Origin of the sequence: Micromonospora sp. NBS 11-29, from assembly GCF_002140155.1 — a bacterium.
In the GTDB taxonomy this organism is placed as follows: Bacteria; Actinomycetota; Actinomycetes; order Mycobacteriales; family Micromonosporaceae; genus Micromonospora.
Genome location: NZ_NAPR01000012.1, coordinates 405,806 through 413,001 on the forward strand (window position 1 = coordinate 405,806; position 7,196 = coordinate 413,001).

Here is a 7,196-nt window from a genome sequence, read left to right on the forward strand (position 1 = left end):
GTCTGGATGGCCGAAGGCGACCACAACGAGCCGGACCCGGCGCGGATCGTCGACCGTGCTCAGTTCGCCGGCGCGCTGACCGCGCAGCGCGAGCAGGCAGGGCTGACCGTACGGCAGGTCGCGGCGCTGGTCGGCGTACGCGGGTCGGTGAGCACGATCGGCGACTGGTTTTCCGGCCGAGGGTTGCCGTCGTTGTCGTCGCAGCCGCTGCTGCTGCGCGTCCTGGAGGTCTGTGAGGTCAAGCCGGACGCAGTCGAGGCGTGGCTGGCCGCCTGGCGGCGGGTGCGGCGGCGGCTGGTCGCCCCGGACTCCACCGAGGAGCCGTATCGAGGGTTGGCCAGCTTCGAGGCCGTCGACGCCCGGTGGTTCTTCGGCCGCGACCGGCTGACCGCTCGACTGAGCCGGGAGGTCGAGGCGCTGCGGGCCGACGGCGGTGGGGTGTTGCTGCTCGTCGGTGCCTCAGGCTCGGGCAAGTCGTCGCTGCTACGCGCCGGACTCGTGGCGAGCCTGCAACCACCGCCCACGGATGAGGCACCACCCGACTGCGGCGTGCCGCCAGCCGAAAGCCCGTTCGCCTGGGCGGTCGAGGTCATGACACCGGGCGCAGACCCGCTGACGGAGCTGGCGCAGCGGGCCAGTACCGTGGCGGCCGCATCGGGACCGGCGCTGCTGGTCGTGGACCAGGCCGAGGAGCTGTTCACCCTCACCGCCGAACACGTTGACGCCTTCGTGCGCGGGCTGGAACGGCTGTGCGCCGCGCCCGGCCGGGTGGTCGTGGTGGTTGCGTTGCGGGCCGACTTCTACGCCCAGGCGCTGCGCCACCCGCTGCTGCTACGGGCCGCGCAGTCGCGCCAGCTCACGGTCGGGCCGATGACCCGCGACGAGCTGCACTCGGTGATCGTCGGTCCGGCGCAGCGGGCCGGGGTCGAGGTCGAGCCGGGCCTGGTCGAGGTGCTGCTAGCCGACGTGGCCGGGCTCGGCGGCGACGACGCAGCCGAGACCGCCGCGCTGCCGCTGCTGTCACACGCCCTGGCCGCAACGTGGCGGCACGACGAGGGTCGACGGATGACGCACGCGGCGTACCGGAACGTCGGCGGCGTGCGCGGGGCGGTCGCGGCCACCGCCAGCGCCGTCTACGACACGCTCGACCCGTCGCGGCAGCAGGTGGCCCGCCGGCTGCTGACAGCGCTGGTCCACCTGGGCGAGGACACCGTCGACACCCGCCGGGTCGTGCCGACCGCGGCGCTGCTCGCCGAGTTCGGTGCCGACGCGGACGCAGCCGAGGCGGTCCTGGAGCTCTTCGTGCAGCACCGCCTCGTCACCGCGGAGGCCGACACGGTACAGCTCAGCCACGAGGCGCTGCTGTCGGCGTGGCCCCGACTGCGCTGCTGGCTGCGCGCGGACCGAGCCGGCCTGCTGATCCGCCAGCAGCTCACCACAGCCGCCGCGATCTGGCAGACAGACGGCCACGACCCGAACGCGCTGTACCGCGGCACACGACTCGCCGCGGCGCAGGGCTGGGCCGCGGAACATCCCGCCCTGCTGTCCCCGCCNCACCCGGCACTCGCGGCGGCGCACCCGCCGGTTGCAGCAGACGCTTGCCGCGCTCAGTGCCCTGACCGTGTTCATGTTGCTGTTGGCAGGCTACGCGTTCCAGCAGCGGGCCGCCGCCGACGCTGAGCGGCGGGCGGCGATCGTCCAACGCAACGCGGCGCTGTCACGCATGATCGCCGGCCGAGCGGACTGGCTGCGCGGCCGGGAGACGACCCTGTCACGGCAGCTGGCCCTGGCCGCGTACCGCACCGCACCCACCGTGGAGGCGCGCTCCAGCCTGCTGGACGCCGCAGCCACGCTGAGCGCGACCCGGCTCGCGCCGTTCGGCCGGCCCGCCCAGGCCGTTGCGGTGCTGCCCGGCCGGCCGTTGCTCGCCGCGGCAGGCACCGATCACACCGTGCGACTGTGGGCGACCGATGCGGCGGTACCGACGGCGCTCGCCACCCTGACCGGCCCGGCCGACGCCCTGTACGCGCTGGCCGCCAGCCCCGACGGCCGCCTGCTCGCCGCCGCTGGGGCGGACGACCAGGTGTTCCGGTGGCGGGTCGACGACCCGGCCCGGCCCGAGCCGCTGCCGCCGCTGCCAGGTCCGGCGGGCACCGTGTACGCCCTCGCGTTCAGCCCCGACGGGCGCACCCTGGCCGCCGGCAGCGCCGAGCACGTCGTGCACCGTTGGCACGTCGCCGGCAGTACCCTCGAACCGCTGCCGCCTCTGGACGGCGCCGCAGGCGTGCAGGCGCTGGCGTTCAGCCCCGACGGACGGGTCCTGGCCGCCGGCGGGGCTGACCGCCTGGTACACCTGTGGGACCTGGCCGCCGCGCCAGGTCCAGCGCACGTCGCGGCGCTGTCCGGGCACACCGGCAAGGTGCTCAGCGTGGCGTTCGACGCCGGCGGGCGGCGACTGGCCAGCGGCAGCAGCGACCAGACCGTCCGGCTGTGGGACGTCACCGAGCCGCGCAGGGCCGCGCCGCGCGGCGCCCCGCTGACCGGCCCCACCAGCTGGGTGAACGCGGTGACGTTCACCCCGGACACCCAGCGGCTAGTGGCCGGCTCGTCGGACAAGACCGTGCGCCTGTACGACGTCGGCAGCGGGCGTATCCTGCAGACCCTGCCGCATCCTGCCCCGGTCACCGCCGTCGCGTTGACCGCCGACGGGCAGACGCTCGCCACCAGCAGCACCGACGGTCACGTGCGCCTGTGGCCTCTGCCCGGACCGCTGCTCACCGGCCCCTCTGGCGGGGTGTTCTCGACCGCGTTCAGCCCGGACGGCGCGACACTCGCTGTAGCCGCCAAAGACGAGACGATCCGGCTGATGCACCCGCACGGCCCGCCGGGTCCGGTGCTGCGCCGCCCCGTGGGGGGTTACGCCGGTACCGCCGCGTTCAGCCCCGACGGCAGGCTGCTCGCCGCCGGTACCAGAGCCGGCGACGTCGACCTGTGGGACGTCCACGAACCCGAACGGCCGGTCCGGCTCACCCCGACGCTGAGCGGCGCCCGCGCCCTCGTCGAGGCAGTCGCCTTCAGTGCCGACAGTGCCCTGCTGGCCGTCGGCGGCGACGATGGCAACCTGTACCTGTGGGGCATCGCCGAGCCGCAACAACCGGCCCTGCTGGCCACCGTGCCCGGCACCGGGGCCATCATCCTGTCGCTGGCGTTCCACCCGCACGCGCCGATCCTCGCCGCGACCGACACCGACGGCGCCGTGCGGCTGTTCGACGCGCGCGACCCGGCCCGGCTGGTGCCGCTGACCACCCTCGGCGGGTTCACCGGCTACGCCTACAGCGCCGCGTTCAGCCCCGACGGGCGGCTGCTCGCGGTCGGCGGCGCCGACAAGAGCGTCCAACTGTGGTCGACCGACGATCCCGCGCATCCGGTGCGGTTCCCGGCACCGCTGCTCGGACCGACCAGCTACGTGTACTGGGTGACGTTCCACCCCAGCAGCACCACCCTGGCCACGGCGTCGACCGACGGCACCGTCTGGCTGTGGGACGTCACCACCCCGGCCCGCGCCACGGTCGTCGCCACCCTCGGCCGCGCCGATCCCGCCTACTACACGGCCGCGTTCAGCCCCGACGGCACGGTCCTCGCCGCCGGCAGCGACAACGGCACCACCCGCCTGTGGGGCATCGACCCAGCCGCCGCTGCGGCCGAGATCTGCCGGACCTCCGGAGTGGGCATCAGCCGCGCGGAATGGAACCAGTACGTGCCAGGGGCACCGTACAGCCCGCCCTGCTGAGCCCGTTCCCGCAGCAAGCGGCCTGTCCGGATCTGTCCGGGCCGACGCGCGGCCCGTCCGGAGTCGTCCGGACCGGGCCGCGCACCCTTCCGCCGGGCGACCGCCGCCCTGTTCGCTCGGCGTGCGGCACCCCGGCCGCCACACCGCACAGGGAGAGCTCATGACCGCGACATCCGCAACACCTCGCATCCGCCGCCGCTTCGCCGGACTCGTGGCGACCGTCCTGGCCGCCGCACTCGGTGGCGTCGCCGTGGCGCCCCAGCCGGCGGCGGCATGGCCGTGGGAACCGGCCGTGACCCTCAACGGCAAGGTCGGCTGCAACTACGCGACCACGAACACCGTCACATGGGCCTGGGTCGAGGCGACCAACGGCGAGCACGGCTGGGCGACGCTGAGCGGCAGCGGCATGACGCGGCCGTACTACTTTGACTTCTACAACGTGGGGACCGGCGGCACGACCGTGACGTTCAAGTGGGGCTGCTCCACCGACGGCGAGCACTCCACCACCTTCGGGCTCAACCGCCCATCGACCGGCAAGACAGCCACCCGCAACATCTGCTACTGGTCGCCCTGCTCGTTGTAACCGCATCCGCTTGCGTCCGCAGGAAGGGAAGGACGGCGCCGCCGCTGTGCGCGCGCGGCGCCGTCCTTGCAGCTACAAGCGCTCGAAGGCGTCACGAGCGCACTGATCCGCGACCTGAGGTCGACCGAGCGGCGTGCGGGCGTCGGCCGAAGGGTGCCGCGCCCAGATCGCGTCGGCCCCGGCGGACATCACTCGGACGGGAGCAGGAAGTCCCGCACCACGTCGAGGAACTCATCCGGGCGCTCGACGTTCACGAGATGCCCGGCGGCATGGAAGACGTACTGCTGGGCTCCGCCGATTCCGTTGGTCAGGACGCGCGTGTCGTGGGGTGAGACCAGGTGATCCTCCTGGCCGGTCAGGATGAGGGTCCTGGCCGTCAGTTCGCCGAGCCGGGCGGTGACGTCGAAGGCCTGCTGGGCCCGGTAGAGCGCGCACCATTCCGCTCGTCCCTGGTCCTCCAGGTCCGCGTCGGTCAGGTTGAAGAAACCGGCATTCGCGGGATCGGCCACGAACGACGCCGAGAACAGCCAGGGGGCGATCAGGTCGTACATCTGCCGGTTGGTGGCGCCCCGGCTGTAGACGTCGAGGACCGCGTCCAGGAAGCGGCGGGCCTGCGCGCCCATCCGGGCGTAGGTCGAGGCCAGGATCAGACCGCCCACCCGGTCCGGATGGGTGAGCGCCAGTTCCAAGGCCACCAGTCCGCCCAGGGAGAACCCGAGGGTGTGTGCCCGTTGCACACCGGCATCGTCCAGGACCGCGCGGACGTCCTCGGCCAACTCACCGATGGTCAGTTCCTCGGAACCGGCCGTGGCCCCCGAGCCGCGAAGGTCGACGGTGATGACGTCGAAGTCCGGGGCCAGACGCTCATGATCCGCGTCCCAGAAGGAGATGTCACCACCGAGGCCGTGCAGCAGCACGAGGGGCGGCCCGGCGCCGTCGCGGGTCCAGTGAACGCGCGTGGCTCCGACATCGGTCATCGGCATGACGTTCCTTCCAGGGGCTCGAGAGGAGGCGATACGTCTTCGGGCAGGGCGAGAAGGGCAACGCCCGGGCGGCGCAGGCGAGGTGCCCGCGCCGCACGGATGCCATGACGGGTCTTACGCGATCGGGCCCAGCTCGACGACGCGGACGTTGTCCACCACGATGCCGACGGAGTTTGGGGGTGCCGCTGTCCTTGCTTGGACAAGAAGCCCCCGCTCCACGTTCGCCACACCGGCTTGCTGTTGTTGCGGGCATCGTTGATGAGCGCTGCGGAGGTGCTGGAGCGACCAGACGTGGAGGGCAGCGGGTCCCAGCACCTCAACCGTTCACGGGCCGAATGCTACTGATCTCAGCGTGCCGCTGCGACATGCCGGGTCAGCTTCTCCCAGTTGCCGGAGCCGATAGCGGCTTTCTCCTCGTAGCTGAACGGCGCCTGCTCCAGGAAGGAGCGGGCCACCCCGTTGGCGGTGTCGAGGAAGGGGAAACCGCCGGGGCGGGTTCCGAAGGTGTAGGGGTAGTCGGTGGAGTACATCATGCGCTGAGTCCCGACGACCTCCGCGGTCCACCGCATGTAGCGTTCGCTGACCGTGCCGCTGCCGCACACCCAGAAGTTCTGCGTGAAGTAGTCGGCGAGCGGGCGCTCCAGTTTCGCGTTGTGCGCCATGATCCCAGTGTGGTCGAGGTAGAACAGGACGACCTCGCCCCAGTGTCCCGCGATCACCTGGAGTTCGGGGTGGCGGTCGAACACCCCCGAGAAGATCATCCGCAGGTACTGGATGCCCAGATCGAAGTACCAGCCCAGGCCCGCCGTCGCAAGCCCCATGCCGGTACTGCGCGCCAGCCCGACACCGTCGTCGAAGCCTGAGTAGTACGCGTCCAGGACCGGCTTCACGGGAGTTTGCGGATGGAAGTGCAGGGGGACCTGTAGTCGCGCTGCGGTCGCATAGAGGTCGTCGAATTCCGCGGCGTCGGCGAGTTTGTCGCCGGTGCGTCCGTAGAGCATCGCGCCGGGGAGGCCGAGCTGGTTGACCGCGCGCTCCAGTTCAGCCGCAGCGGCCTCGGGCGCCGCCGTCGGGATGGCGGCGAAGGCTTGGAACCGGTCAGATCGCCGGGCGACGATCTCAGCGAGCGCATCGTTGGCCTCGCGGGCCACGCTCACGGCGTCTTCGGCCTTCAGGTTCTGCACGCCCGGTGAAGCCAGGGACAGCACTGCGACGTCGATGCCCTGGTTGTCCATATCCCCGAGACGCTCCTCTCCCGCGTCCCGTAGCCGCCGGGCAAAGGGCTCGTCGCCGAATCCGAGCTGCGGGATCTGCGGCACTCCCGCCTTGGCCCACGCGTCGAGCAGCGTGGGAAGAGCGATGTGTTCCTCGAGGGCCACGATCTTGATTTTGTCTGGCATTTCGTGCTCCTTGCGTCGCCTTGGTGCGTTCAGGAGGAAGCCGGCGCGGCATCGCCGGCCGAGTGACCCCAGTCGCGCTGGCCTTGCCACATCCGGCTCGTATCGTCGGTACCAGAATCAGCGTAACACCGATACGTAACGACGGAAACAGAGGTTCGATATCGTTGCTACATGCCACCGCGTTCACGCCCCCAGGACGACGCTCCCGCCCCCGACTCCGACTCCATAGGCCGCGAGCGAACCCGACAGCGCGTCATCGAGGCCGCCGGCCGATCTGCTGGCACGCGAGGGCCGGGACGCCGTCACCACCCGCGCGGTCGCGATCGCGGCAGGCGTGCAGTGAGGTTCCCCCGGTTCGCCGGAGGGTTGGTTACCTGGCGCCGGCGGGCTCAGGCTGAACGATAGCCGTCTCGTCGTGCTGTGCCTGGTGGGTGTGCCAG

The 7,196-nt window shown here is 71.9% G+C and carries 5 protein-coding genes; 3 read left to right on the plus strand and 2 right to left on the minus strand.

Translation table 11 applies throughout. The annotated features are described in order from the left end of the window. Nucleotides 1–6 precede the first annotated feature (6 nt). The 3 genes from B1205_RS16305 to B1205_RS16315 all read left to right on the plus strand — a co-directional run bounded on the left by B1205_RS16305 (nucleotide 7) and on the right by B1205_RS16315 (nucleotide 4,373). On the plus strand, nucleotides 7–1,680 hold the full coding sequence (locus B1205_RS16305; protein WP_140158072.1) for a helix-turn-helix domain-containing protein: 1,674 nt from the start codon (nucleotides 7–9) through the stop codon (nucleotides 1,678–1,680). After that, entirely contained in the window at nucleotides 1,628–3,790 is a 2,163-nt protein-coding gene (locus tag B1205_RS16310) for a WD40 repeat domain-containing protein (RefSeq protein WP_089156387.1), read from the plus strand. The genes B1205_RS16305 and B1205_RS16310 overlap by 53 nt, the downstream gene beginning before the upstream one ends. Nucleotides 3,791–3,950: 160 nt before the next feature. Then, entirely contained in the window at nucleotides 3,951–4,373 is a 423-nt protein-coding gene (locus B1205_RS16315) for a hypothetical protein (RefSeq protein ID WP_140158073.1), read from the plus strand. 188 nt (nucleotides 4,374–4,561) lie between these two features. On the opposite strand, the gene B1205_RS16320 is transcribed toward B1205_RS16315, so the two are convergent. Continuing rightward, the gene (locus B1205_RS16320) at nucleotides 4,562–5,350 is read right to left on the minus strand and encodes an alpha/beta fold hydrolase (RefSeq protein ID WP_176308634.1); all 789 of its coding nucleotides are present in this window, start codon (nucleotides 5,348–5,350) and stop codon (nucleotides 4,562–4,564) included. A gap of 353 nt (nucleotides 5,351–5,703) precedes the next feature. Next, nucleotides 5,704–6,756 (minus strand): amidohydrolase family protein, encoded by a 1,053-nt coding sequence (locus B1205_RS16325; RefSeq protein ID WP_089156390.1) that lies wholly within the window; start codon nucleotides 6,754–6,756, stop codon nucleotides 5,704–5,706. Between the last annotated feature and the right edge of the window lie 440 nt (nucleotides 6,757–7,196).